The sequence below is a fragment of the Microcoleus sp. A6-C6 genome (genome assembly GCF_036705955.1).
Taxonomy (GTDB): Bacteria; Cyanobacteriota; Cyanobacteriia; order Cyanobacteriales; family Microcoleaceae; genus Microcoleus.
Map to the genome: position 1 here is coordinate 88429 of NZ_JAUBVR010000011.1, position 24661 is coordinate 113089.

Sequence of the window (24661 nt, forward strand, 5' to 3'; positions counted from 1 at the left end):
ATATTGCTAATACGAACGTCTACTAGAAATACGAACTATGTACTTATCTGATAAAGAAGTTACCTTAAAGCTTACCTCTCGTCCCTTACGCCTTGTTTATTTAGTTCGCAATCGAGAGGACTTTCAAAATGCAATCATGCTCTACACCCATATCTGGGGAGGATTAACTAACGCAATTATACCAATTCATGAAAATGGTCAAGATATTGAGCTCTTGAAACAGAGAATTATCTCAATTAATCCTGACTTTATTTTTAGCTCCTACGCAAAGAGTCTGGAATCTATATATACAATTCTAGAAGAAACTCTACCAGTCAAGTGTATTTGTTTTATTAACACAGAGCAAGTTCAGCAGCATATTGAAGGAAAGAAAACGATTTTTTTGCGTAATTCTCCTCCTACAAGTTTGGATTGTACAAGTCTATCTCATATTGTTTATGTATTTCAAGAACTTCATAATACTCCTCTAGATGATAGCCGTATTTTGGGGGTAAAAAATTGCAACTTTTATGATTTTGAGCTATCAATACAATCGGGAAAAATATCTAACCGATATAGAACTTTTTTGATACAACATCTGGCAGCTAATTTTTTAAACGCACCTCAAGACTTTGAACAATTAATTAAAAATAGCTTGATGCTTGCAAACGACTATAATCCTATTTGTTTAACAAAAATTAAACTTGGCAAAATACAACCACTCGATCCAATTCAACGACGAATGGATTGTTCAAACCTATTAACTATTTTTTTGGGTGATGACCAAGATATTGATATTGCTGCTGCTTATTGGAATACTCGTTCCTTCAGTGATGAAATGACTAATAAGCTTTATTTGCCAAAATCAGAAGTGCTAGATAATATTGATAAATTAGCTCAAATAATTTTGGAGGGAATGCCTTCAATTGAGACAATATTAATTGTTATTAATACAGACATTGAAGCAGCACAAAATTTAGCCCAACAGGTATACGAAGCTTTTTTTATAGTTCCCCATTTCAGAGTAGAAATTATTTATCAAAATTTCCATTTAATTTTTTCCAGAGGTCAAGCTTATAGCGGGAGTCCTATCAATACAACTTATATTAAATTTGAAGATGGTTCGGTTCGCTTTAGCCCTCCAGTACCAATAGGACATCAAAATACAGAATTCTTGTTTGGCTGGGAAGCAGAAGTGCGTTTAGCATCCAGCAGCAGGTTATTGCTACCTTTCAATAAATCCTCTGCTGTTTTTCTATCGAATAGCCAGCATCAAATCGAATGGGCAGATACAAATCCTTATGGAATGGATCAGTTCCTAGGACTATCAACAAGAGTGAGTAGCGAGGGAATTACTGGAACTGTAAGCTCTAAACAAGACTGCTGCCTTTATATTCCTACTGATGAAATGGTAATTAGCCAAAGGTTTAAGGCTGCTAATTTAAAACTTGAAATTAATGAACACACCCGCTATGCGAAGGGGTTTATTAAACGTTTTGGAGGTTTTAGGAAAACAATTGATTTTGTCAACGATAATGGATTAGGAATCTGTAAAGCATTGGAACGTCGAACAGAGGACAATAATCGACAAGTTCAACAGGGAGGGTACAAGATATGTAATATTTATCAATGGCTTAACAATATAGGAATTAATGACCAAAAAGCTAAAAAGAAGTTTGTCTCAAAACACCTACCTGTATTATTATCAGTCGGTTTAGTTCGTCGTGGTTATAATCTGAGTTGCTCTCATTGTAATCTTACGACCTGGTATCCAATAGAACGAGTACAAGAATTTATTGAATGTGTGGGCTGTGCCGAATCTTTTCAGATTCCAGAACTGGAGAAGATAGACTTTACCTATAAGCTGAATGAATTAGCTTCACACTTTTTGAGGAATGGAGGTGACGCTGTACTGATAACCGCTGCTGTTTTGTATCAACTCATGCCTTATAGCTGGATTCAGTTTGGAGGAAATATTTATCGCCAACGTGAAAAAAATCCTTTTGCCGAAATTGATGTAATTGGGTTAGAAGCAGATACTTTGGTATTAGCAGAGTCGAAATCTTATAGCCACATTGAACAACAGCATCTCGAACAAATTAAAGAGTCTTTGAGAAAGACAATAGAAGTAGCTACTTTGGTCAAAGCACAGGTTGTTTTACTGAGTATTACTACAGCTTCATTCAACTCGGAATTACATACTTTACATACTGTTCCATCCAACTCGGAATTACATACTGTAGTAAGTGAAATTTCACATAAAGCTAAAGATTCGGGAATTGGTGTACATTTAGCTATAAATGGAAAATTGCATCCTTGGGGGAAAGAAGAAAAAAGCGAACTCTACCAGTGGATGAACAGTTTAGATCAACTACGAGTTAATGAAGAAACTCCAGAAGAACAGCTATTAAGTGTTTTTGTAGGAGAATTACCAACCCAGGGCTTTCTTTCTAGCAAGCCATTATTGGATGATGAAGTCATGCAGCGTTGGCGTTTGGAATTAGGGGTAAATCAAGCTAGCCCATAAACAGTGGCGATCGCCCACTATTGACTGCTAAAATAAGGGCGATCGCTTGTGATGATTGTGTTAAAATCAAGACGAGTGAAAGAGGCAATTATTATGACTATTCGTGATATGGCGATCACATTCCCTGTTTAAGCTACAGTAAAAGCTATATTTTATAGCACCACATTAGGTATATTTCCACTACCTAAAACCTGTGTAGCATCTAAAACTTCTATCCCTACCAATAACTCATTTTCCCCAATATTTAAAGCAATTTCGTCAGTTAACTGTAAGGTGCGACACTCATGCTTACCTTCTACAAGTCTAATGTAGAGAGCATCAATTTCCGAATCATAACTAATCTTCATAAATTTTTAGCTCAAAAATAGAATGTATACTACGATAGAATTAGTGAATCAGGTTTCGTAATGAAGTACCCACTGCATACAGTTTCCAAGCCAGTCTCAGGTAGCGAAGTTCAAAAACTTGCCCATGCCCTTAAGACTGGCGGTTATGTTGCAAATGAAGCTGCTTTAGCTTTGGCTCAACGGATTGCGGCTCGTCGCCATCGTCGGAAAGTTGCCAATGCCGCCGAGTAGTAAGTTTGCAGGATCTGATTTTTCCAATTTGCCTGTCAAACATTTGACCCCCGTGTTAAAATCAAGACGACTGAAAGAGGCAATTATTATGACTATTCGTGAGATCGCGATCGCCAAATTGCAGCAACTTCCAGAATCATTTTTGCCAGAAGTCAGCGAGTTCATAGACTTTGTGATGCACAAGCACCAAAATAGAATAGCTGAACCCAAACTCCCAGACGATATTGCTAAAGCTTGGGCAAAATGGTTCGAGGAGGTCGATCGCTTGGAAGTAACGACTAATCAGCCTGAGAGCGAATATCAGCAACTCCTACTCAACAAGTATCGGCAACAAGGTTTAGAGCTATGATCATATACGATGCACGGGTTTTACAACCAGCAATGGTTGGGTTTAAAATAAAGAGGCTATCAACCTATCCCGTATGAGTGAAACTATCTACATTGAAACCAGCATCTTGGGCTACCTAACAGCTCGATCGACCAAAAACCTAATCCTGGCTGCCAATATCGAGGTCACAAAAGATTGGTGGGAGTATCGCCGCAGTGCTTTCACACTGTACGTCTCACAGGCTGTCCTAAACGAGGTAGCACAAGGAGACGCAGAGATTGCGGTTCAACGTATGGAACTCCTTCGCGGTGTTCCATTGCTAGAATTAGATCGAGCTGTCCAAGACTTAGCCGCACAATTTCTTGCACGCAGCAATCTTCCCCCTAAAGCAGATATCGATGCAATTCACATTGCCGCAGCGACCGTTCACGGCTTGGATTACCTGTTAACCTGGAACTGTAAGCATATCGCAAACGCTCAAATCCAGGGAAAACTTGCAGAAATCAGTTTTGATTTCGGATACCAGTTACCCATCCTTTGTACGCCTTATGAACTACTAGGAAATTAATTTATGTTGCAAGATGAAATCGTAGAAGAAATTCACAAAATTCGTGAAGAGTATGCCAAATCTTTCAATTATGACTTGGATGCAATATTTGCAGACTTGCAGAAGAAACAAGCTGAAAGTGGCAGAGAAGTGGTGAAATTGTCGCCAAAGCGCGTTCTAACAGGGCGTTGGATCGGGCGAGGCAAAAATATTCTGTAAAAAAACTAAAGCCCTTTTCCGTTGTTGCGGGAAAAGAGCTTTAGTTTATTATTAACCTGGCACCGAGCTATTTTACCGGGCAGTGACCCGCCGAGTATCTTCGCCATAGTAACGTTTAACAACCGAGTTCGGGATGGATCGGAGTGGTTCCATTACATCATAAGCACCAGGAAAGCTTTGAAAACTTTAAATCCTGTGTCTGCGTTTAGTTTGATGCGCTGCATCTCTTTCGCTCGACTTAATTAGATTAGCAAGCTTTCCCCAGTTTGTCAACCCCTTTGTGAAATTTTTTTTTTCGATGATGTCATGGAGTCGGACGAGGGGCGAGAAACCGGGTTTTTATGAAAATATTTCGTTGCAGGCGACAGATTCCGAAAAAACCCGGTTTCTGGGAGTCGGAGCGCGTCAGCCCAATCACAAATCCAAAAAAGCAGCATCGGTTCCCTGCTCTCGGCGAATCTTCCCGTCCTTTACAAACCACGCCACAACCTGCTTAACTGTTAATTGCTCGATCGCACTTTCAGATTCTGCCGCAATTTGCCTCAACGGTCGCAAAGACGAAACCACCAAATTAGTAAAAAAGTTCTCAAAACTAGCATCAACTTGAATAGACTGTCGAATGCTCTCATCATTCTTAATCCAATCCATCACCTGCTGATTAGACACCTCAGTTATCGGCAAGCCAGTCTCCCCAGCAATTTGTTTAAGCACCCTCAAACCATAAATTGCCAATCGAGTCGAAAACTTTTCCTTCGACGACAGCAGCGCCATATCAACTTCGGCGCACTCTTCCGGCTTTAAAAAATCTGCTAGTGGTTCCATATATTAAAAATTGGTAATTGGTAATTGGTAATTGGTAATTGGTAATTGGTAATTGGTAATTGGTAATTGGTAATTGATAATCGGTAATTATTACTAATGACAACTGTCAACTGTCAACTGTCAACTGACTACTGACTTCTTCTTAGCAATAGAATAACCGCAACGCTGTTCCCCATCAATAATCCAGTGAGTGCGCTCTATAGTACAATCCGGCAACACAGCCGCAAACATTTCCAACTCATTGCCGCAAACACTCGGAAAAGTTTCCGCAACATTAGAAATCGCGCAGTTGTGTTCCATCAACACAAATCGATCGCCCTTAACATCGCCACAGATTCCCACATCTACAGATTCTACAGGATAACACTCAGCCATATAACCTTCAGCCCTGCGAAGCTCCCCCAACTTAGTCACCCGTTCTTCCAACGAACCAGAACCCACCAGCCTGCGGTAATCCGTCGCCTTGCGCTGCCACTGTTTTCGCAGGATACTAATAACTTGCTCACGGCCGACGGTTTCCGCCAACGTATCCAGGAAAGACAATGCAAAATCGCCATAACGATTCGGGAAGCGATCGCGCCCCAGACTGGTAAGCTCATAAATGTGTTGTGGTCGCCCCATCCCAGCCTGAACCGACCGATACTGAATTACGCCCTCCGCCTCCAAATCCTTCAAATGACGGCGAATCGCCTGGGCGCTAATATCCAAAGACTCCGCCAACTCAAGAGCCGTCCCTTGACCTCCCTTGAGCAAAAACTGCAAAATGTCTTGTTTAGTGGAAGTCTGCTGAGTCTGCATCATCTTCACAAAAAAATATTAATTTGACTTTGACAAGATCGCTATTGTTAATGTAGCTTAAAATAATAGTAAAGCAACAGACTTGTTGTTTAACTTAACCGAGCAGTCCAGCAGAACTCGCTCAAACCCAGACAGCCAACCAATTTTGGATTTACGATTTTGGATTTTAGATTTACTCCACCCGCTCACTGTCAAGCTTAGAAATTTTAGATTTACTATTTACGATTTGTTCCGTCCTTAAAGGACAGGGCTTGCACCAAGATTCCCCAATCCAAAATCCAAAATCTAAAATCTAAAATCCCGTTGATTGCCCCGTCTGCCATCTTTGAGAGAATTATCTAGAACACTGAGCACGCAAAATAATGAGTTCTACTACAGCCCAAACCCTAGTCAACCAGCCCTACAAATACGGTTTCGTCACCGACATCGAGTCAGACACCATCCCCCGCGGCTTGAGCGAAGATGTCGTGCGGCTAATTTCCTCCAAGAAAAACGAACCAGAATTCCTGCTGCAATTTCGCCTCAAAGCATACCGCAAGTGGCTGACCATGACTGAGCCCACCTGGCCTCATGTCAACTATCCCGCGATCGACTACCAAAACATTATCTACTACTCCGCCCCAAAACAAAAGCCCAAGAAGCTCAACAGTTTGGACGAAGTTGATCCGGCACTATTAGAAACCTTCGAGAAATTGGGAATTCCCCTATCCGAACAAAGACGACTGGGAAATGTCGCCGTCGATGTTGTTTTCGACAGCGTTTCAATAGCCACAACCTTTAGAGAAAAGCTAGCCAAAGACGGCGTTATATTCTGTTCCATCACAGAAGCCGTCAAAGATTATCCCGAACTAATCGAAAAATATCTTGGCACTGTTGTACCAGTCGGCGACAACTTTTTCGCAGCCCTCAACTCCGCCGTATTCACCGACGGTTCATTCGTTTTCATTCCCAAAGGCGTAAAATGCCCAATGGAATTGTCAACTTATTTCCGCATCAACAACGAAGATTCCGGCCAGTTCGAGCGCACCCTAATTATTGCCGAAGAAAACAGTTCTGTGTCTTACCTAGAAGGCTGCACCGCGCCGATGTTTGACACCAACCAACTCCACGCCGCCGTCGTGGAATTGGTAACAATGGACAATGCCGATATCAAATACTCAACCGTGCAGAACTGGTACGCCGGCGATGCTAATGGTAAAGGCGGAATTTATAACTTTGTTACCAAACGCGGCTTGTGTCAAGGAGTCAATTCTAAGATTTCTTGGACGCAAGTAGAAACAGGTTCCGCAATTACTTGGAAATATCCCAGTTGCGTCTTAGTCGGTGACAACTCTGTAGGCGAATTCTACTCGGTAGCGCTAACAAACCACAAACAGCAAGCTGACACCGGAACTAAAATGATCCACATCGGCAAAAATACTCGCAGCACGATTATTTCTAAGGGAATTTCGGCGGGAAATTCTGCCAACAGCTATCGCGGCTTAGTAAAAATGGGGCCTAGTGCTAAAGGTGCTCGGAATTATTCTCAGTGCGATTCGATGCTAATTGGGGACAACGCTCAAGCAAATACTTTCCCCTACATTCAAGTGCAGAATCATACTGCTAAAGTGGAACACGAAGCTTCTACTTCTAAAATTGGGGAAGAGCAATTGTTCTTCTTCGCCCAGCGGGGAATTTCTGCGGAAAATGCTATTTCGATGATGATTAGCGGTTTCTGTAAGGATGTTTTCAATCAGTTACCGATGGAATTTGCGGCGGAAGCTGATAAGTTGCTGAGTCTGAAGCTCGAAGGAAGCGTCGGATAAAACTCACATCTTGCGCCATTATCAAAAACTGTAGGGGCGGGTTCACCAAAAGCCTTAAAAAGTGTAGACAGGTTAAATAAACCCGCCCCCACCCACCAAAAAGCCCCTGAAGGACTGAAGTCCTGACTACCAACCAAAGTGCATTGAGGAAAAGGAAAAAAAGAGATGATTGTTGAAAATAGTGAAGTAATTCTATCCGTCCGCGATTTAACTGCGAATGTGGATGATATCCAAATCCTTAAGGGTTTGAATCTGGAAATTAAATCGGGTGAAATTCACGCTATCATGGGCCCGAACGGTTCGGGTAAAAGCACTTTATCCAAGATATTAGCCGGCCATCCTGCTTATACGGTGACGGGCGGAGAGGTTACATTTTTGGGACAAAATCTCCTGGAATTACCACCGGAAGAACGTTCTTTGGCTGGCGTGTTTCTGGCTTTCCAATATCCTTTGGAAATTCCGGGCGTTAGCAATGTCGATTTCCTGCGCGTGGCTTACAATGCTCACCGCAAACATCGCGGGTTAGAAGAGTTGGATGCTTTTGATTTCCAAGATTTAATCGAGGATAAGCTGGATATTGTCAAGATGAATCCGACTTTCTTGGGGCGCAGCGTCAATGAGGGTTTTTCCGGCGGCGAGAAAAAGCGCAACGAGATTTTGCAAATGGCGCTTTTGGAACCGAAATTAGCTATTTTGGATGAGACTGATTCTGGTTTGGATATCGATGCTCTCAAGATTGTCGCCGGTGGTGTGAATCAGTTGTCAACTGCTGAAAATTGTATGTTGGTGATTACTCACTATCAGCGGTTATTGAATTACATCATTCCTGATTTCATTCATGTCATGGAAGCTGGCAGAATTATCTTGACTGGCCCGAAAGAGTTGGCGCTGGAATTGGAAGAACGCGGTTATGATTGGGTTGTGGAAGAGGAAGCAGCAGGAGTTGGCGCGCGATGATTAATACTCAGGTTGCTACTAGAGAAATGTTTTTGGCTGGTTTGGTGAATCAGTGCGAAAAATTGGGTGAAGCTAATGGCAAAAGTTCTGCTTACGGGTTGGATGATTTGCGCGACATTGCGACTCAATACGTTCTGTCTGCAAGTTTTCCGACTGTGAGGGATGAAGAATGGCGGTTTACTGATTTGTCATCGCTTTTGCAAATCCAGTTTAATGTGCCCCAGGGTAATCAGTCAGCAATTCAACTGTCTGATATCATTATGCCCGTGAAAGACAAGAACGATTTACCTTTAAGATTGGTATTTGTCAATGGTGTTTATGCGCCGGATTTGTCAACGGGGAATTTGCCGGACTTTTATGTAGGTAATCTATCCAATGTACCGGAAAAATATCAGGCGCGCATTACCGATGTTTTAAGCAAGCACAAACAGCAAACTGAAGTGTTTACAGCCCTGAATACTGCGGGTTTGGCGGATGCTGCGGTGGTGTTCGTGCCGGCCAATATGTCCGTCGAACTGCCGATTCACTTGCTGTTCTTGACCGCACCAGGTGCATCTGCGACGATGTGTCAGCCGCACTGCTTGGTCATAGCTGAGCCTGGCAGCAAAGTTACGCTGATTGAGGATTACACCACAATCGGTAATTTACCCGCTTTTACGAATGCTGTGACGGATGTTTTTGTCGGCGAAAACGCCACTGTGAATCACGTTAGGCTGCAGCGGGAAGGTTTGAATGTTGTTCATGTGGGCAAAAGTGCGATCGAGCAATCGCGCAACAGCAGCTATACTTGTCATGCTATCAGCTTGGGCGGCAAAATATCGCGCCACAATTTAGAAGTATTTCAGCGCGGCGAAGGCACCGAAACAATTCTAAACGGCTTAGCCGTAGCCTTTGGCGAACAAGTAGCAGACACTCACAGTTTAATTGATTTCAATCATCCCCACGGCACAAGTAGGCAATTGCATAAGTGCATTGTCGGTAACAAAGCCCGTGCAGTATTTAACGGCAAAGTTTTCGTTCGCAAAGCCGCCCAATTGACAGACGCCGGACAATTGAGCCGGAATTTGTTGCTGTCGCCGAGGGCGCGCGTTGATACAAAACCGCAGTTAGAAATTGTGGCGGATAACGTTAAATGTTCCCACGGCGCAACTGTCAGCCAGTTAGAAGATGATGAGCTTTTCTACTTGCAAAGTCGTGGTTTGAATTTGGAAAGAAGTCGATATTTGTTGATTGATGCTTTTGCGGCGGAAATTCTCAATATGTTGCCGATTATTGGGGTAGCGAAAATGCTTTCTACTTGTGTGGCTGTGCAAGAATAAAGGAATTAGCCACAGACTGGGGGGTGTTTTCTTGCCTTTGCAATCAAACCCGGAGATCCCCCTAAATCCCCCTTAAGAAGGGGGACTTTGAGAATATTCTTGTCCCCCCTTATTAAGCTACGGTGTACACACATCTCTGTGTAGAACCAAAATCCTCGGAGATCCCCCTAAATCCCCCTTAAAAAGGGGGAATTTGACTCTTGTCCCCCCCTTATTAAGGGGGGCTAGGGGGGATCTCCGGGTTCAAAAATACGCTCTAGAAGCAAGTTTCACAACATTATTAACTCAGAAATTATGACACTTATTCAAGAAAAAACCCTAGCATCAAAAGTTCGCGGCGATTTCCCAATCTTGACTCAAAAAGTCCACGGGAAACCCCTAATTTATTTAGACAATGCAGCTACATCTCAAAAACCCCTAGCTGTACTCAATGCTTGGCGCGATTACTACGAACAATACAATGCTAACGTGCACCGCGGCGCTCACACTCTCAGCGCGAAAGCGACTGATGCTTACGAAGGTGCGAGAGATAAAGTTGCAGCGTTTATCAATGCGGCTTCGCGGCAAGAAATTGTTTACACTCGCAACGCCACCGAAGCGATTAATTTGGTTGCTTATTCTTGGGGTTTGAGCAATCTGCAAGCGGGAGATGAAATTATTCTGTCGGTGATGGAACATCACAGCAATCTGGTTCCCTGGCAAATGATTGCTCAAAAAACTGGTGCGGTACTCAAGTTTGTGGAGTTAACGGAGACTAACGAGTTAGATTTAGAACAGTTTAAAACGCTGATTTTCGATAAAACTAAGTTGGTTTCAATAGTTCACGTTTCTAATACCTTGGGCTGCATCAATCCAGTTCAAGAAATCTGCGAAATTGCCCACAGTTTCGGCGCAAAAGTTTTAATTGATGCTTGCCAAAGCGTGCCGCACATGGTAATAGATGTGCAAGCAATGGATTGCGATTGGCTGGTTGCTTCGGGTCATAAAATGTGCGCTCCGACTGGTATCGGTTTTCTGTACGGTAAACTGGATTTGCTTAGAGAAATGCCTCCGTTTTTTGGCGGTGGTGAGATGATTGCTGACGTGTTTCTCGAATATTCTACCTATGCTGATTTGCCGCACAAGTTTGAGGCGGGGACTCCGGCAATCGGCGAGGCGATCGCCCTTGGTGCAGCAATCGACTATCTTAGTAACATTGGCATGGATCAGATTCACGCTTGCGAAGCCGAATTAACGGCTTATCTGTTCCAACAATTGCGACAAATTCCACAGATTAAAATTTACGGGCCGCAACCGGACAGCAACGGCGAAGGTAGGGCTGCGCTAGCATCATTTACAGCGGGAGAAATTCACCCTCAAGACTTGTCTACCATGTTAGATCAAGATGGGGTCGCGATTCGTTCCGGGCATCACTGCACGCAACCTTTGCACCGCTATTTGAACATTTCATCTACTGCGCGGGCGAGTTTGTATTTTTACAATACCTATGAGGAGATTGATGTGTTTGTGAAAGCGTTGAAAGAGACGATCGACTTTTTTGGCGGGATTATGGGATAAGCTTTATGGGGTGGGTATTTGCCCACCCCCTACTTAGTAATATGATAGATATCAGGTTCACTGAGGATACGAGGTCATGTTAGTGGCAGTGGAACGACTCACTTGTTCAGTAAAATGCCCACCTTCGTAATGACTTCCTTTTCCGTGACTATTGCTACCACCTTTTCGGTGACTTCCTTTTCGATTTGCTGCCTCAGCAGATGTTATAAACAAAGAGGAAGCCAACAGGATTACCAAGCTGAAAACCAAAACCTGTCTCAGAAACTTTAGCATAAAAAATTCCTCGTTTCATTGTTGAGTCTATTTTAGTATAATTAAGCTCAGAAGTAAATCTAAATCGAGTATCTTTATTCAATACGGTAAAATAGAGATTGATCGCAATCCCAAATCCCCAAACCAGAACGCAATCTGGTAAAATAGGGGCTGTCAACCCAAAGGAAAGGCAAAAATACAAAGTGTGTTTGATGAACTAGGTGCATATAGACAAAGCCTAGGTTTACCACCGGCTGGCAGCGAAACCGATAAATCAACGATAGCTAAACTAGAAATAGCTGGTCAAAGTTTTTTTGGCATCAACTCTGGCAGCAACCCGAATCGTCGGCAAATAACCTTTAATGTCAATCCTATCACCAAAACCCACGCTGAAGCCGATGCTTTTCAACAAGCAGCCGATGCGGGAATTAGAGGAGGTAAAGCACGTTTGATTTGCGATCGCGAACTTTGTGCAGCCTGCGGCTTAAGAGGTGGAGTAAACTCTATGGCTTGGCAGTTAAATATAGAAGAATTAGAAATTATTACTCCCAGTGAAAGTAAAACAATAACCGTTAAACCCCCAAATAGAAGGAGGCAATAATGTTTGTGTTAAACCTATCAGCAGAAAAATGGGTTGGCAACCAGGATGAAGGTGATTTAATAGAAAGTCCTACTTGGAGTCAAATAGAACAAGCCATTCGCGAGTTAGATGGGAAAAGTAAAACTTTAGTTACCTTGGGTGCAGATGACGAGTGTTATATGAGCATTGGTGGCGGCGAATCCGGTAAATATGTTGTTAACATAACTTTGGATAACGTTAGCTTCCATAATTTAGTAGATCCCTCAAAACCAGATGCAATAGAAAAGCTAGTTGTCGGCGGACAAGAAGGTAATTATTCTGCCAGGATGTGTGTAAATTTAGAGACGGCTTTGTTGGCAGCTCAAACATTTACAGTATCAGGACAACTTCAAATGTCACTGTCTTGGGAAGAAGAGAAAGAATTAGCGGTGTCATCAAATAAGATTTAACACAATCTAAGTGAAGTCCGATCGCCCTTTCATCCATCTGCGTTCATCAGCATCTATCCGCCTGCATCTGCGGTTCAAAAAAAGAACCCCCTTTTTGATAGTATCTGGGCCCGTGATAAAATAAAACTATAGCTTGCTCAACTCAAGGAGATTTTGAGATGATTGCTACTACTTCAAGTTTAGCCGAACAGAGAACACTGTTAGAAAACATTAGCTGGTCAACCTTTGAAACCTTGCTCAAAGAAATAGGCGATAGCCGAGGTTATCGCATAGCTTATGATAACGGGATGTTGGAAATTATGAGTCCTTTATACGAACATGAAAATCCCAAGATTAAGTCTGACCGCTTCATTTTTATTTTAGCAGAAGAACTAGGCATTGAAATCAAAAGTGCCGGCTCAATGACTCTCAAGCAAAAACGAGCTAAAAAGGGCATAGAACCTGACAATTGCTATTATATCCAAAACGAACCAGCAGTCAGAGACAGGCAAGAACTAGACTTAGAAACTGCTCCACCGCCGGATTTAGCAATTGAAATAGATATTACCAGCAGTTCAATGAATAAATTGGCAATTTATTCAGCACTTCGCGTCCCGGAACTCTGGCTATATAACGGGCGAGTTTTGAAATTTTATCAGTTGGTAGAGACAGAATATGTTGAGTGCGACTTTAGTATTGCTTTTCCCTTTGTATCGGTAGCGGAAATGGCTGTTTTTTTTACTCGCACTCAAACTATGGGAGAAATGGCTTTGCTCAAATCCTTTAGAACTTGGGTTAAGGAGAAAATATAGAAATGTCTCACATCATGAAAAAATTACTAACTACTACAATTGTTTTTCTGTCCACAGCAAATCCTTGTTTCGCGATGACTCCCTCAGAGCTAACAATATTCGCAACCAACTATAAATACAATGAGAAGGCTCCGGTAGTTTATTCTTATTATGACAAAGCTTGTTTAACTACTGTTTCTGTTTATTTGGTAAAAACTATGGATTTAGGCAATGGAAGAATCGGAGGAATTACCGGGAAATTTCTGTGCTGGGGAGGTACTTACACTTATTTTGAAATGACTCGCGGCAACTTAGAATCTATTCGAGCCTTTGCGGAAATAAATGCAGGCAGAAGCGCTCGCCATGCAAACTGGGGTCCAGTGGCTAATCCCGGCGATGGCTTCACTGGCAAGTTGACATCTGTGGCAAAAGCGATTATGGCAAATACAAAATGATTTGTATTTAAAACTCCGTAATTTCAGGATGGATAAATTGATAACCTGCTGCCTTAATCTTTTGATTCGACACCTTCGCATTATAAGGTCGCACGCTAGGACTTCCATCCCAAGTAGCTTTCGGCAGATTATGACGTTCAAAAATGCGATCGAGCAATTCACGACTAGACAGCGACACATCCCCGACTAAATTGTAAATCCCCTGCAATCGATTGTCCAAAGCAAAGGTTAATCCCCCAACAATATCATCTCGATGCACCCAATTTGTAGCATCTTCCCCCGTACCCGGACGAGTGGTTCCAGCCCAGCCTCCAAAGATTTTAACTAATTCTCGCCCAGGCCCGTAAATGCCACCCAAACGAAGAATGCAGGTGTGAAGATTTGGACTCGATGCTGCTAATAAAATTCGTTCTGTTTCGGCGAGAATTTCACCGTTGGGATTGGCTGGCTGTACGGGCGATTCTTCGTTTACCAGTTTACCTTGACAGTCGCCATACACAGAATAAGTACCCGTATAAATCACCTGCTTGACTGTCGGTACTTGCTGTAAAACTGATACCAAAGTTGTCGCAGTCTCTAAGTAACTTTCTCGATAAGCACTAGCATTTGGAGCGCCGACGCACAGCATAACAGCATCTTGGTCTTGCAGTAAACTCGCGATCGCACTTGCATCATTTCCCTTAACTACAACTACCCGCTGGACGACAGCCTCCAATTCACCCACTCGGCTCGCCGTCGTAGTTGTCGCCGTCACGGTACAATCAGATTTGCCCCGTAAATGTCGGGCTGTCGCAGTACCCACATAACCGCAGCCGACGATCGCAACTTTCATGAAAAATTCTCCATTGTGTCATACCCTTTAAGATTATTGCCGATTTTTGCGATCGATTCGAGGTGAGTTTTGTGGTATGATCCAGAGCATCGCGATCCATTGGCATTGGCATAGTATTACTGTTTTCAATTCTCTGAAATACAGGACACGGCAGTGCTGTTTCCCTACCCAAGAAATAGAGGACACGGCAGTGCCGTTACTTTACCCAAGAAATAGAGGAGACGGCAGTGCCGTTTCCCTAGCTCACAACCCAATTTTTTGGTAAATTTTCACTCTTTAAGTGGCTTGCCATCTCGATTGACAACACGGCTTTCACCATCTTTCGCCGTGACATTTTCATAAACTCCTTCATCCCGCTTCACGTACTTGGTGAAACCAGAATTTTTGTAATCGGTGTCGGATGTTGGCTTCAGTAACCTCGGAGCGCTCAGCAAACGGCGTACCGGAGCATCTGCGGGAGTGTCCCCAGGTTCGCATTTAGCTACATCGCACAATTGACCCCAAGTCGAAACTTCGAGGTTCATGCTGTGGGAAACTTCTAGCTGCTGGTTATTTTGGGGACATAAATAATCGTATAGAGGCATACTAATAATCTCGATCGCAACTACTAAAACTACTGATTACAGACTTGTTAGTGCTATTGTAGCTCAAAATTACTAACAATTCAAACCAAAAAATTAAAATTTACTATTTTTAACGGTTGTTAAAACAGGAAATCAGCTATATTATTAAGCCTGTGCAGTTGCTCCTGGATGCGATCGAGATCAAGCCCACAAGTACACTACCCTGAAATCGTCTCATGCGATCGATCGCTCGGCGACTAGCATCAGCCGGCAAGACTTCCCTGAATGCCGTCAAAGGATTTATCGTCATTTTCAGACTGTACCCAAAACACAGATTCTAGGTTTCAAGTTTATTCATCTACTCACCAGCGAGGATTTACCGATGAGCGATTTCAAAGTTACGCCAGAAGTAGAGCTAAATACAGCTCAAATGTTGGAGCGATACCAACTCCAAGACGAGACAATTCTGCGGCGTTGGGCAAAACTGCACGCCATCAACAGCACTCGCGGTTTCTTTTATCCCGGTGAAGTAGATTTGATGGATCACGCTCACCACCACCTTTACAATTTGGGCATGAGCATTGCTGAGTACCAAAGTCTTTTAGATAGGCGACGCAGCAATTCCCAGACATCAGGCGACCAAAATAAAACAGTAGCAACTCAAGTTGCTGACGAAGCTTATGATGCCATAGAAACGCTGACAGAACAGTATTCTGAAGCTGTTGAATTAATGGGAGAACGTATAGCAGATCATTTCATTGATGAACTAGATTTATCTGTGATGCGACACCTTTCTCAAAAAGTGAAAGACCGTCGCAGTCTCAACGGTCAAGCGAAAAAACCCAACCGTTTTCTTCAAGTAATTAAAGCTGTGTTGCAACCAAGTAGCGAAAATACGCTTCTGGTTCCCAAAAAAGATGATGACTCTAGTTTAGAATTAGAACACCATCACCGACTCGGCTAGCCTCCAAAGTTGCTAGGCTAAGTGCTACTTATAGAGGTAAGGTGCGCGCTGCGCACCTACATAATTAGGTTATCTGTCCCGGACTGCGAAGGTAATAAATTTGCCATTTTTAACCAGTTTAATTTACTTTAAATTATCAATTTAAGACTGGAGATAGATGTATTTTGCGCCGGAATTACCTAAAATAGATATTTAATCGGAGCCGTCAATCTAACCAAAGGTAGAGAAATGATTAAATCCTGGATGGTAATCGGAGGTGTCGCCTTTGTAGTAGCACTCGCAGCTAACTTGCTCTCGCCCAGTGACATTCAGTGGTTCAACCGCTTGCAGCGTCCGAAATGGCTAGTATTTGAAAAGGCAATTCCCATCATTTGGACAGTAATTTTTATTTGTGCAGCTTGGTCAGCAGTGATTGTTTGGGAAAAAGAACCGGGAACTCAGGAGACTTGGCTGAGAATGGGTTTGTACCTGCTTTTAGAAATAGTAACCATATCTTATACCTCTGTGATGTGCAAACTTAAGAGTCTAAAAGTCGGGACAATCATCGGCGGAACGGGCGCTATTTTAAGCGTGGTGCTAGCTTTAAGTGTGTTGCCAGTTTCGGAGCCTGCGGCCCTGTTATTGCTGCCTTATATACTCTGGAGTCCGATAGGCACTTACACGACTTGGGCAATGATGCACTTGAATCCGGCCGATGTTTAGCCTTTCATGGAATTAGTCATTTTAATGGGATTGCAAGCATCGGGCAAAAGCACCTTTTTCCGCGACTATTTAGCTGCCACGCACGTTTTGGTCAGCAAAGATTTAATGCGAAACAATAGAAACAAATCGCGCCGACAAATTCAGTTAATTGAAAATGCACTCCAAGCAGGTCATTCAGTCGCGATTGACAACACCAATCCCGCAGTTCTCGATCGCAGACCGCTGATTGATATCGGTCGCACCTATCAGGCCCAAATCATCGGTTACTACTTTGAATCAATAGTCAGCGACTGTTTAGCTAGAAATCAAAAGCGATCGGGCAAATCTCAAGTTCCAGACATAGCAATTTATGCTACTATAAAAAAAATGGTAGTGCCCAGTTACGACGAAGGGTTCGATCGGCTGTTTTCCGTCCGCATAGCAGATAACTTTAACTTAGAAGTAAAAACCTTGCCCGCAGAGGAAGTTATTCATGGACAATCAGATATTTGAAAAAAAAATGCGGGAGCTAGAATACTTTCACAGCTTGCGTTTATTGCCGGAAACTCACACAGTAATTCGCGCCGACGGTCGCAGTTTTTCAAAATTTACTTCCTCAACTTTTGAGAAGCCTTTCGACTTAAAATTCCACGAATTAATGGTGAAAACTGCCAAAGCGCTCCTGTCAGAACTAGGCGGCATTTACGCTTATACCGAAAGTGACGAAATCTCAGTTTTGTTTCCTCCAGATTGGGATTTATTTGACCGCAGCTTAGAAAAAATTGTCTCTATTTCTGCCAGTATTGCCAGTGCAACTTTCACTTGCGCCGCCCAAACAGCAGTCAATTTTGACACCCGCATTTGTTCCGCAGCGAACAAATCGCAAGTAGTAGATTATTTTCTCTGGCGCCAAGCAGATGCAGCGCGCTGCGCTTTGAATGGCTGGAGTTATTGGATGCTGCGAAAAAATGGCGAAACGGGTGAAAATGCAACAGTTATATTAGACAAACAATCGGTGGCTTTCAAAAACGAATTGCTGTTTCAAAACGGAATTAACTTTAACGAACTGCCGGCTTGGCAGCGCCGGGGAACGGGATTGTATTGGGAAAAATACGATAAACCAGGTTATAACCCGATCGAACGCAAAGAAGTTGTGACAGTGCGGCGGCGACTCAAAGTCGATGAAGAGCTGCCCATGAAAGAGGAATACAAAGAATTTATTTACCAATTTTTAAATGTTGGCGATTAACTCGCCAAGGATATCTTGTCAAATCTGGTGGCAATTGATGAATGCTCAGTCGGTTTTAATCGAATGCAAGCTTTGAGACGGGGGTTTAAACCCCCGCCCCATGTCGGGTAAGCAAGTTAGCCTAGGGACTCGGAGGGCTGCTCGGAGGCTCGGTTTCCGGTGGATCAGGAGCCGGAGATTCAGCGGGCGGAGGATTCAGGGACTCTTCCCAAACTTTGATTTGCGATCGCGCTTGCTCAAAAGCGCGAGAACCCGAAGGAATCTTCTTCAAAATCGCGATCGCCCCAGCCAGATCCGACGACGACTGTTCCACACCAAGCGCCAAAATCCGCTGGCTCCACTCATCAATCGCCTCACTCGCCTGCGAGGAGAGGGAACTCGATTGCGGTACCTGACTTGCCAGAGAAATTGCTGTTTGCAAAGCGTCAGCAGTTCCTGATTGAGCCGCTTGACGGGCGTTCTGCAAACCTTGCTCGCCCTGAAATTGAGCCTCCCAAGTCCGAATGTTCGATCGAGCTTGCTCATAGAGCACCCTTCCCGATCGAATCCGGCGCGCCATATCAATCGCCCCCGCCAAATTGCCGCCGGCCGCTAGTTGCTGAGCTCTCTCCAAAAACGGCTGGTCTTGAAGGCGCTGTCTTCTCTCGATCCAAGCTTGAATTTTGCCCTGAGCTTCCCCGTAAAGCGCCCTTCCTTGACCGATCCGAGACGCTTGAGCAACGGCGGCCTCCAGGGAATTTGGATCGCCCGTACTCGCCAAATCGTTAGCTCTTTGCAGGTACGGACTGTCTTCCAGCAGCTCGATTTGACGGCTCAAGCGACCAATTTGACTGCGAACTTCCCCAGAGCGAGGATTTGAGCCTGGGACTGTTTGCAATTGGGCGATCGCAGCCCTCAAATCCTTTACCCCTCCCGGCGCTGCCAGCTTGCTTGCCAAATCCAAAGTTTTCACATCAGCCATTTCTTGCTGCCAGCGACCGGCTAAATCTTGAGCTTGTTGGTACAAAGGGCGACCGGAATTCAACTTTTTAGCGAGTTCGATCGCCTTAGACAAACCATCAACAGATCCCGTCAAAGCCTGAGCTGTAGCCTGAGCCAACTCGTTAAAATCCTGTACTTGTTCCTTTAAATTTGCCGCCTCTGGAATCTTGTTAGCGATCAAGATCGCCTCCTGCCAATCGCCCGCCTGCAAGCGTTTTTGGGCGATACCCAGAATTTTTTTGCTAAATTCCGCGATCAGCTTATTGGCAGCTTGATACAAATAACTTTTTTGCTCAATTCCCTGAGCCAGCTTAATCCCCGTCACCAGATTGTCGAGTCCTCCCTCCGAGGCTGTATTTCGGGCTTTGATCAACTTATTGCCTTCAGCCTTTGTCGTCTCAATTGCCTGAGTCAGTTCCTCGTACTTAGTCGATTCCCAGAAAGTATTTCCCGTATCCAACAGCAGATTAGCTTCGCGGAAAGCTTCGCCCCACTCTTCCTGACGCAAGTGGTCTTCGGCCGTGCGATAACGTTTCTCTGCATCGTTCCATGTAGACTGCCACTTTTCAATCTGCTTTTGCACCGTCGGGTAAGCGGGAACGTTTTGAGGAACCTTGCGGGCGATCGCGATCGCCTCTTCCAGCTTTCCTTCTTGGAAACTAGAATTTCCCAACCTGATAATATCCTGAGACCAGCGATCGATCTGACCATTAATTCTCGATCGCAGCGGGTGGTCTTGTGGCAAAGCATTCACTAATTCGATCGCGCGCAGCAAATCATCCACCGTCCGCTTGCTAGCTGCTTCTTGAGCGCAAAAAAAGCGATCGTTAGCAGAAGCCGTCGGCCAAAAAATCTTCGAGCAATTCGACTGCGAAGTCAGGTTGAGCAAAGACGAAATTGCCACAAACCCCATACCCATCGACAGCAGCAAACTCACCGCCAGCCAAAACTGCCACTTCTTTGACCAGATCAGCCACCAAGGATTGTGTTCCCCCGGCTGCCAGTTTTCCCCAGACTCTTTCGGCTGCTGTTCCAGATGCCCTCCCGGCAGTTTTCCCGAAGTAACCAACTCTCGGATCTCTTTAAGTCGCTCAGCGCGGTTTTTCCTGGCGGGAATTGGCACTAGCGAGGAAGTATCCTTTGTTGACTCCAAGGATTCTGATGCAGACCAACGGCCTGGTGTTTTGCGATCTTGACTCATAAATCTCCGCTCACCACAAATAGCAACCAGCCAGTGTTAGTTATTTCAAAACTGCGATCGCTACTATCTACTGCTTTATAAAATGTATCCATCACTTTGACATACTCTCGCAGGCGGAACACTGCAAGAGCCGATCGCCTGCGCCGCGCCAATCAAAATTTCGTGATTAGGTAATTGATAATGCGTAATTGGCAATTGGTCAAGGCCCAAGCCTAACTCGCACTCAATAGAGCCAATTACACATTATCGTCTCAAGAACCGGAGTTCGATCGCAAATCGTCGATCAGTTCAGCCAATTCGTCGCTGTTAGCCTTGTAAACCTCATTGCAGAAATGGCAAGTAGCCTCAGCCCCGCCATCTTTTTCGATCATATCTTGGAGTTCCGCTTCGCCCAACATTTTGAGAGCTCCCAAAACTCGATCGAACGAACAGCCGCAGTGAAAGCGCACCATCTGAGTTTCCGGGAAAATTTCCAGCCCCATATCACCCAGTAACTCTTCGAGAATCTGATGCAGCGTTTTGCCCGATCGTAACAACGGCGTAAAGCCCGAAAGTGCAGCCACCCTAGATTCCAGAGTTTGCACCAATTCTTCATCCGCTGCCGCCTTCGGCAGAACCTGCAACAGCACGCCCCCAGACGCTTGCACCCCGTCAGCCCCCACAAACACCCCCACAACCAGAGCCGAAGGCGTCTGCTCCGAAGTTGCCAAATAGTGAGTCAGATCGTCCCCAATTTCGCCGGAAACCAATTCTACCGTACTTGAGTAAGGGAATCCGTATCCAACGTCGCGCACCACGTACAAATAGCCGTCACCGATAGCTCCGCCGACATCAAGTTTGCCCTTAGCATTGGGCGGCAATTCCACTCCCGGATTGCTGACATAACCTCGAACCGTGCCATCAAGTCCCGCATCAATCAGCAGTCCACCGAGCGGCCCATCTCCTTTGATGCGAATATTGACTCTCGATTCGGGTCGCTTCATACTGGAGGCGAGTAACAGCCCTGCCGACATCGTGCGTCCGAGGGCGGCTGTAGCGACGTAGGAGAGCTTGTGCCGCTGTCTTGCTTCTTCGGTGAGGCGGGTGGTAATGACAGCTACAGCGCGAATTCCGCCGTCTGCGGCTGTAGCGCGAATTAATTGATCGGCCATGAAAAACCCTACTTTTGCGTTTTGATACTTCCTTCAACTATTTTAGAAGCTCTTGAAGCTTGTCGCAGGAGATAGGGGCATCTGTAGGGAAACGGCAATGCCGTCTCCGGCCCCGGAGGAAACGGCAATGCCGTCTCCCTACCTTTCAGGTATTATTTGAGATTCAAACAACTCGGAAATCGCTAACACCAATTAGGCTGGCGGTGACTCCAGTTAAAGAAGCAACTAATTCTCCACTTCCCTTCAACTTAATCAGCGCACTGTTATTGTCCTGAGTTATTTCTAACTGATTAAAACTCAAGCCTCCAGACAATCCGAGTAAATCTTTACCCTTGACAAAATCAGCAATCAAGTCAAATCCCAGATTAGGATTTAACACAAAAGTGTCATTTCCCAAACCGCCAACTAAACTGTTATTACCCGAACCTCCAAACAAAATATCATCACCTTCGCAACCGAGAAGCGTATCGTTACCTAAGTCTCCATAAATCGAATCGTTGCCCTTACCGCCATCGATTAAATCGTTACCTTGGCCGCCGTAAATGACGTTATCTAGCTCACCGCCGCACAAAGTATCATCTCCCAGTTGTCCGAAGAGAGTATCATTACCTTGACTACCGAGAATTACATCATCTCCTTTGCCACCGTAAATTAAGTCATTTCCTTTACCACCGTCGATAAAATCATTGCCTTGATTGCCAAAGATTAAATCATCATCTTCTTTGCCGTTAATTAAATCATTATCCTGATTTCCGAAGATCACATCCTCACCAAAACCACCAAGAATGATATCGTTTTCTTTGCCGCCAAACAGGATATCGTCTCCTGTATTACCATCAATGAAATCATTGCCTTCATTGCCGTTGAAAATATCCTGTAACTCACCGCCAAACAAGTTATCGTTGCCTTCTTTAGCATCGAAGATATTGGGGTTATTGCTGCCAAAATAAGCTTCGTTTGCGGGAGTCCCAATTAGCAAACCACCACCATTGATAATATTATCAATTTGTTGGTTTGGTTGGTTGAGATTGGGATACTTAATTTTGTCGCAAATGCAGTCTGTATCCTCTTGGTTAACAGGCGTTGGAGTTGGTACCGGTGCAGGCGTTGGCGCGGGTGCGGGTGCAGGCGTTGGGATTGGTAAAGGTGCAGGCGTTGGCGCGGGTGCGGGTGCAGGCGTTGGGATTGGTAAAGGTACAGGGTTTGATACCGGTGCTGGTGCGGGTGCAGGCGCTGGTGCGGGTGCAGGCGCTGGTGCGGGTGCAGGCGCTGGTGCAGGCGCTGGTGCGGGTGCAGGCGCTGGTGCAGGCGCTGGTGTTGGCGTGGGAGTGGCTGTGACTGATGCTGAAATCGGGAAATCAAAGGGATTTTCATCGCTGTCATCATTGACAAATTGCAACGTACCTGATAAGTTTCCTGCTGTCGCTGTATCTACTTGAACTTGCAAAGTCGCACTACCGGCGGCTGCGACACTTGCGGGTAAGTTTCCAACTAGGCTAAATCCGGTTGGTAAAGTCAGGTTGCTGAGATTTAAAGCTGCTGTACCGAGATTGTTTACGGTAAAGGTTTTGTTGAGAGTACCGCCGATTGTGGCACTACCAAAATCGATCGCACTTACAGTACCATCAACAATATCCGTTGTCCCATCTAATACTTGAATTTCTGGTGCAGCAGTTGCTGTGACGGTGGCTGAAATCGGGAAATCAAAGGGATTTTCATCGCTGTCATCATTAACAAACTGCAACGTACCCGTTTTATTTCCGGCTGCTGTCGTATCTACTTGAACTTGCAAGTTAGCACTCGCGCCTCCCGCCACACTTGCTGGTAAGGTTCCGACAATGCTAAATCCGGTTGGTAAAGTCAGGTTGCTGAGATTTAAAGCTGCTGTACCGAGATTGTTTACGGTAAAGGTTTTGTTGAGAGTACCGCCGATTGTTGCACTACCAAAGTCGATCGCACTTACAGTACCATCAACAATATCCGTTGTCCCATCTAAAACTTGAATTTCGGGAACAGCCGTTGCTGTAACTGATGCTGAAATCGGGAAATCAAAGGGATTTTCATCACTATCATCATTAGCAAATTGTAACGTCCCATTTTTCGTCCCTACGGTAGCTGTATCTACTTGAATTTGCAGATTAGTTGTTCCATCTACTGCTAACGTTGTTGGTAAGCTTCCTACTAAACTAAATCCCGTTGGTAACGTCAGATTACTCAGGTTTAAAACCGCTGTACCAATGTTCTTAACCGTGAAAGTCTTACTGAGATTACCGCCAATTATTGCACTACCAAAATCAATCGTACTTGTCGTACCATCGACAATATCTGTTGTGCCGTCTAATACTTGAATTTCTGGTAATGGTGTTACATCGTTGTCGGTAATGGCAACGTCACCTGTTGTCGTAGTTCCTAAAGTAACACCGCTAGAAGGAGTAGAAATTGTGAAAGTACCTGTTTCACTTCCTTCGATTAGTGCATCATCATTAACATTAACGGTAAATGAACCTGTGGTTTGACCGGCGGGAATGGTAATGCTAGTAGGAATTGTACCAGTAAAGTCGGCAGCAGTTGCAGTTCCAGAGAGTGCAACATTTACTGTTTGATTCCCGACAACTGCTTGAGATGCTGTGGCGGTGACGGTGATAACTGGACTTCCGGTTTCTGTAGTTGTGACTGGAGAAACGGAGAGGTTTACTGTGGGGAAGTCGTTGTCGGTAATCGCAACGTCACCTGTTGTCGTAGTTCCGAGTGTGATACCGCTAGAAGGAGTAGAAATTGTGAAAGTACCTGTTTCACTTCCTTCGATTAGTGCATCATCATTAACATTAACGGTAAATGAACCTGTGGTTTGACCGGCGGGAATGGTAATGCTAGTAGGAATTGTACCAGTAAAGTCGGCAGCAGTTGCAGTTCCAGAGAGTGCAACATTTACTGTTTGATTCCCGACAACTGCTTGAGATGCTGTGGCGGTGACGGTGATAACTGGACTTCCGGTTTCTGTAGTTGTGACTGGAGAAACGGAGAGGTTTACTGTGGGGAAGTCGTTGTCGGTAATGGCAACGTCACCTGTTGTCGTAGTTCCGAGTGTGATACCGCT

26 protein-coding genes and 1 rRNA gene are annotated in these 24661 nt (G+C 44.5%); 17 read left to right on the top strand and 10 right to left on the bottom strand.

Going from position 1 to position 24661, the window contains the following annotated elements:
- The first annotated feature begins 37 nt into the window (after window positions 1-37).
- On the top strand, window positions 38-2506 hold the full coding sequence (locus QUB52_RS07210) for a hypothetical protein (protein ID WP_332972656.1): 2469 nt from the start codon (window positions 38-40) through the stop codon (window positions 2504-2506).
- 152 nt (window positions 2507-2658) lie between these two features.
- On the opposite strand, the gene QUB52_RS07215 is transcribed toward QUB52_RS07210, so the two are convergent.
- The gene (locus QUB52_RS07215) at window positions 2659-2853 is read right to left on the bottom strand and encodes a DUF2283 domain-containing protein (protein WP_332972657.1); all 195 of its coding nucleotides are present in this window, start codon (window positions 2851-2853) and stop codon (window positions 2659-2661) included.
- 60 nt (window positions 2854-2913) lie between these two features.
- On the opposite strand from QUB52_RS07215, the gene QUB52_RS07220 reads away from it, so the two are divergent.
- The 4 genes from QUB52_RS07220 to QUB52_RS07235 all read left to right on the top strand — a co-directional run bounded on the left by QUB52_RS07220 (window position 2914) and on the right by QUB52_RS07235 (window position 4178).
- On the top strand, window positions 2914-3084 hold the full coding sequence (locus tag QUB52_RS07220; RefSeq protein ID WP_332972659.1) for a hypothetical protein: 171 nt from the start codon (window positions 2914-2916) through the stop codon (window positions 3082-3084).
- A gap of 88 nt (window positions 3085-3172) precedes the next feature.
- Complete coding sequence (locus QUB52_RS07225; RefSeq protein ID WP_332972660.1) at window positions 3173-3433, top strand: hypothetical protein; 261 nt, start codon at window positions 3173-3175, stop codon at window positions 3431-3433.
- 73 nt (window positions 3434-3506) lie between these two features.
- Window positions 3507-3980 (top strand): type II toxin-antitoxin system VapC family toxin, encoded by a 474-nt coding sequence (locus QUB52_RS07230; protein ID WP_332972661.1) that lies wholly within the window; start codon window positions 3507-3509, stop codon window positions 3978-3980.
- A 3-nt stretch (window positions 3981-3983) separates the two neighbouring features.
- Window positions 3984-4178, top strand: a complete 195-nt coding sequence (locus QUB52_RS07235; RefSeq protein WP_332972663.1) for a hypothetical protein — start codon at window positions 3984-3986, stop codon at window positions 4176-4178.
- 54 nt (window positions 4179-4232) lie between these two features.
- Here QUB52_RS07235 and rrf read toward each other — a convergent pair.
- The 3 genes from rrf to sufR all read right to left on the bottom strand — a co-directional run bounded on the left by rrf (window position 4233) and on the right by sufR (window position 5801).
- Window positions 4233-4349 (bottom strand): 5S ribosomal RNA (rrf, locus tag QUB52_RS07240).
- 243 nt (window positions 4350-4592) lie between these two features.
- Entirely contained in the window at window positions 4593-5000 is a 408-nt protein-coding gene (locus QUB52_RS07245; RefSeq protein WP_332972664.1) for a hypothetical protein, read from the bottom strand.
- A 120-nt stretch (window positions 5001-5120) separates the two neighbouring features.
- A complete protein-coding gene (sufR, locus tag QUB52_RS07250; protein WP_332972665.1) occupies window positions 5121-5801 on the bottom strand; it encodes an iron-sulfur cluster biosynthesis transcriptional regulator SufR in 681 nt (226 codons plus the stop codon).
- Between the two features lie 359 nt (window positions 5802-6160).
- Between sufR and sufB the strand changes: the two genes are divergently transcribed.
- From sufB to QUB52_RS07290, 8 genes are all read left to right on the top strand, one after another.
- Window positions 6161-7603 (top strand): Fe-S cluster assembly protein SufB, encoded by a 1443-nt coding sequence (gene sufB, locus QUB52_RS07255; RefSeq protein WP_332972667.1) that lies wholly within the window; start codon window positions 6161-6163, stop codon window positions 7601-7603.
- A gap of 165 nt (window positions 7604-7768) precedes the next feature.
- Window positions 7769-8560 carry a Fe-S cluster assembly ATPase SufC gene (gene sufC / locus QUB52_RS07260; protein ID WP_332972668.1) on the top strand — a complete coding sequence of 264 codons (792 nt, stop codon included), beginning with the start codon at window positions 7769-7771 and terminating at the stop codon, window positions 8558-8560.
- Window positions 8557-9879, top strand: coding sequence for a Fe-S cluster assembly protein SufD (gene sufD / locus QUB52_RS07265; protein ID WP_332972669.1), 1323 nt, complete (start codon window positions 8557-8559; stop codon window positions 9877-9879). Before sufC ends, sufD begins: the two co-directional genes overlap by 4 nt.
- Window positions 9880-10173: 294 nt before the next feature.
- A complete protein-coding gene (locus tag QUB52_RS07270) occupies window positions 10174-11436 on the top strand; it encodes a SufS family cysteine desulfurase (RefSeq protein WP_332972670.1) in 1263 nt (420 codons plus the stop codon).
- A gap of 457 nt (window positions 11437-11893) precedes the next feature.
- Window positions 11894-12289 carry a deaminase gene (locus tag QUB52_RS07275; RefSeq protein ID WP_332969742.1) on the top strand — a complete coding sequence of 132 codons (396 nt, stop codon included), beginning with the start codon at window positions 11894-11896 and terminating at the stop codon, window positions 12287-12289.
- Window positions 12289-12717, top strand: coding sequence for an Imm1 family immunity protein (locus QUB52_RS07280; RefSeq protein ID WP_332969743.1), 429 nt, complete (start codon window positions 12289-12291; stop codon window positions 12715-12717). Before QUB52_RS07275 ends, QUB52_RS07280 begins: the two co-directional genes overlap by 1 nt.
- A gap of 158 nt (window positions 12718-12875) precedes the next feature.
- Window positions 12876-13508, top strand: coding sequence for a Uma2 family endonuclease (locus QUB52_RS07285; RefSeq protein WP_332969745.1), 633 nt, complete (start codon window positions 12876-12878; stop codon window positions 13506-13508).
- A 2-nt stretch (window positions 13509-13510) separates the two neighbouring features.
- Window positions 13511-13942 carry a hypothetical protein gene (locus QUB52_RS07290; protein WP_265234290.1) on the top strand — a complete coding sequence of 144 codons (432 nt, stop codon included), beginning with the start codon at window positions 13511-13513 and terminating at the stop codon, window positions 13940-13942.
- A 7-nt stretch (window positions 13943-13949) separates the two neighbouring features.
- On the opposite strand, the gene QUB52_RS07295 is transcribed toward QUB52_RS07290, so the two are convergent.
- Together QUB52_RS07295 and QUB52_RS07300 are read right to left on the bottom strand one after the other, a co-directional pair.
- A complete protein-coding gene (locus QUB52_RS07295) occupies window positions 13950-14774 on the bottom strand; it encodes an SDR family oxidoreductase (protein ID WP_265234289.1) in 825 nt (274 codons plus the stop codon).
- 269 nt (window positions 14775-15043) lie between these two features.
- Complete coding sequence (locus tag QUB52_RS07300; RefSeq protein WP_265234288.1) at window positions 15044-15358, bottom strand: zinc ribbon domain-containing protein; 315 nt, start codon at window positions 15356-15358, stop codon at window positions 15044-15046.
- A gap of 361 nt (window positions 15359-15719) precedes the next feature.
- Between QUB52_RS07300 and QUB52_RS07305 the strand changes: the two genes are divergently transcribed.
- From QUB52_RS07305 to QUB52_RS07320, 4 genes are all read left to right on the top strand, one after another.
- Entirely contained in the window at window positions 15720-16301 is a 582-nt protein-coding gene (locus QUB52_RS07305; RefSeq protein ID WP_265234287.1) for a hypothetical protein, read from the top strand.
- Window positions 16302-16529: 228 nt separating this feature from the next.
- Window positions 16530-17003 carry a TspO/MBR family protein gene (locus QUB52_RS07310; protein WP_265234286.1) on the top strand — a complete coding sequence of 158 codons (474 nt, stop codon included), beginning with the start codon at window positions 16530-16532 and terminating at the stop codon, window positions 17001-17003.
- 6 nt (window positions 17004-17009) lie between these two features.
- Complete coding sequence (locus QUB52_RS07315) at window positions 17010-17495, top strand: AAA family ATPase (RefSeq protein ID WP_265234284.1); 486 nt, start codon at window positions 17010-17012, stop codon at window positions 17493-17495.
- Window positions 17476-18231 carry a tRNA(His) guanylyltransferase Thg1 family protein gene (locus QUB52_RS07320; protein ID WP_265234283.1) on the top strand — a complete coding sequence of 252 codons (756 nt, stop codon included), beginning with the start codon at window positions 17476-17478 and terminating at the stop codon, window positions 18229-18231. The genes QUB52_RS07315 and QUB52_RS07320 overlap by 20 nt, the downstream gene beginning before the upstream one ends.
- Window positions 18232-18352: 121 nt before the next feature.
- Here QUB52_RS07320 and QUB52_RS07325 read toward each other — a convergent pair whose 3' ends face one another.
- The 4 genes from QUB52_RS07325 to QUB52_RS07340 form a co-directional block, all read right to left on the bottom strand.
- A complete protein-coding gene (locus QUB52_RS07325) occupies window positions 18353-20413 on the bottom strand; it encodes a hypothetical protein (protein WP_332972672.1) in 2061 nt (686 codons plus the stop codon).
- Window positions 20410-20565, bottom strand: coding sequence for a hypothetical protein (locus tag QUB52_RS07330; protein WP_265234281.1), 156 nt, complete (start codon window positions 20563-20565; stop codon window positions 20410-20412). The genes QUB52_RS07325 and QUB52_RS07330 overlap by 4 nt, the downstream gene beginning before the upstream one ends.
- A 99-nt stretch (window positions 20566-20664) precedes the next feature.
- Window positions 20665-21564 carry an Hsp33 family molecular chaperone HslO gene (hslO, locus tag QUB52_RS07335; RefSeq protein ID WP_332969753.1) on the bottom strand — a complete coding sequence of 300 codons (900 nt, stop codon included), beginning with the start codon at window positions 21562-21564 and terminating at the stop codon, window positions 20665-20667.
- A gap of 163 nt (window positions 21565-21727) precedes the next feature.
- Window positions 21728-24661: choice-of-anchor D domain-containing protein (locus QUB52_RS07340; protein WP_332976143.1), on the bottom strand; the 2934-nt coding region annotated here is incomplete at its 5' end.

What these genes read in the sequence shown, in the direction of transcription:
- QUB52_RS07310 (WP_265234286.1), top strand. Translation starts at nt 16,530, where the DNA reads ATGATTAAATCCTGGATGGTAATCGGAGGTGTCGCCTTTGTAGTAGCA.
- sufR (WP_332972665.1), bottom strand. Translation starts at nt 5,801, where the DNA reads ATGATGCAGACTCAGCAGACTTCCACTAAACAAGACATTTTGCAGTTT.
- sufC (WP_332972668.1), top strand. Translation starts at nt 7,769, where the DNA reads ATGATTGTTGAAAATAGTGAAGTAATTCTATCCGTCCGCGATTTAACT.
- QUB52_RS07285 (WP_332969745.1), top strand. Translation starts at nt 12,876, where the DNA reads ATGATTGCTACTACTTCAAGTTTAGCCGAACAGAGAACACTGTTAGAA.
- QUB52_RS07325 (WP_332972672.1), bottom strand. Translation starts at nt 20,413, where the DNA reads ATGAGTCAAGATCGCAAAACACCAGGCCGTTGGTCTGCATCAGAATCC.
- QUB52_RS07210 (WP_332972656.1), top strand. Translation starts at nt 38, where the DNA reads ATGTACTTATCTGATAAAGAAGTTACCTTAAAGCTTACCTCTCGTCCC.
- QUB52_RS07315 (WP_265234284.1), top strand. Translation starts at nt 17,010, where the DNA reads ATGGAATTAGTCATTTTAATGGGATTGCAAGCATCGGGCAAAAGCACC.
- QUB52_RS07290 (WP_265234290.1), top strand. Translation starts at nt 13,511, where the DNA reads ATGTCTCACATCATGAAAAAATTACTAACTACTACAATTGTTTTTCTG.
- QUB52_RS07280 (WP_332969743.1), top strand. Translation starts at nt 12,289, where the DNA reads ATGTTTGTGTTAAACCTATCAGCAGAAAAATGGGTTGGCAACCAGGAT.
- QUB52_RS07270 (WP_332972670.1), top strand. Translation starts at nt 10,174, where the DNA reads ATGACACTTATTCAAGAAAAAACCCTAGCATCAAAAGTTCGCGGCGAT.
- QUB52_RS07235 (WP_332972663.1), top strand. Translation starts at nt 3,984, where the DNA reads ATGTTGCAAGATGAAATCGTAGAAGAAATTCACAAAATTCGTGAAGAG.
- QUB52_RS07230 (WP_332972661.1), top strand. Translation starts at nt 3,507, where the DNA reads ATGAGTGAAACTATCTACATTGAAACCAGCATCTTGGGCTACCTAACA.
- sufD (WP_332972669.1), top strand. Translation starts at nt 8,557, where the DNA reads ATGATTAATACTCAGGTTGCTACTAGAGAAATGTTTTTGGCTGGTTTG.
- QUB52_RS07220 (WP_332972659.1), top strand. Translation starts at nt 2,914, where the DNA reads ATGAAGTACCCACTGCATACAGTTTCCAAGCCAGTCTCAGGTAGCGAA.
- QUB52_RS07225 (WP_332972660.1), top strand. Translation starts at nt 3,173, where the DNA reads ATGACTATTCGTGAGATCGCGATCGCCAAATTGCAGCAACTTCCAGAA.
- QUB52_RS07295 (WP_265234289.1), bottom strand. Translation starts at nt 14,774, where the DNA reads ATGAAAGTTGCGATCGTCGGCTGCGGTTATGTGGGTACTGCGACAGCC.
- QUB52_RS07245 (WP_332972664.1), bottom strand. Translation starts at nt 5,000, where the DNA reads ATGGAACCACTAGCAGATTTTTTAAAGCCGGAAGAGTGCGCCGAAGTT.
- hslO (WP_332969753.1), bottom strand. Translation starts at nt 21,564, where the DNA reads ATGGCCGATCAATTAATTCGCGCTACAGCCGCAGACGGCGGAATTCGC.
- QUB52_RS07215 (WP_332972657.1), bottom strand. Translation starts at nt 2,853, where the DNA reads ATGAAGATTAGTTATGATTCGGAAATTGATGCTCTCTACATTAGACTT.
- QUB52_RS07300 (WP_265234288.1), bottom strand. Translation starts at nt 15,358, where the DNA reads ATGCCTCTATACGATTATTTATGTCCCCAAAATAACCAGCAGCTAGAA.
- QUB52_RS07305 (WP_265234287.1), top strand. Translation starts at nt 15,720, where the DNA reads ATGAGCGATTTCAAAGTTACGCCAGAAGTAGAGCTAAATACAGCTCAA.
- QUB52_RS07320 (WP_265234283.1), top strand. Translation starts at nt 17,476, where the DNA reads ATGGACAATCAGATATTTGAAAAAAAAATGCGGGAGCTAGAATACTTT.
- sufB (WP_332972667.1), top strand. Translation starts at nt 6,161, where the DNA reads ATGAGTTCTACTACAGCCCAAACCCTAGTCAACCAGCCCTACAAATAC.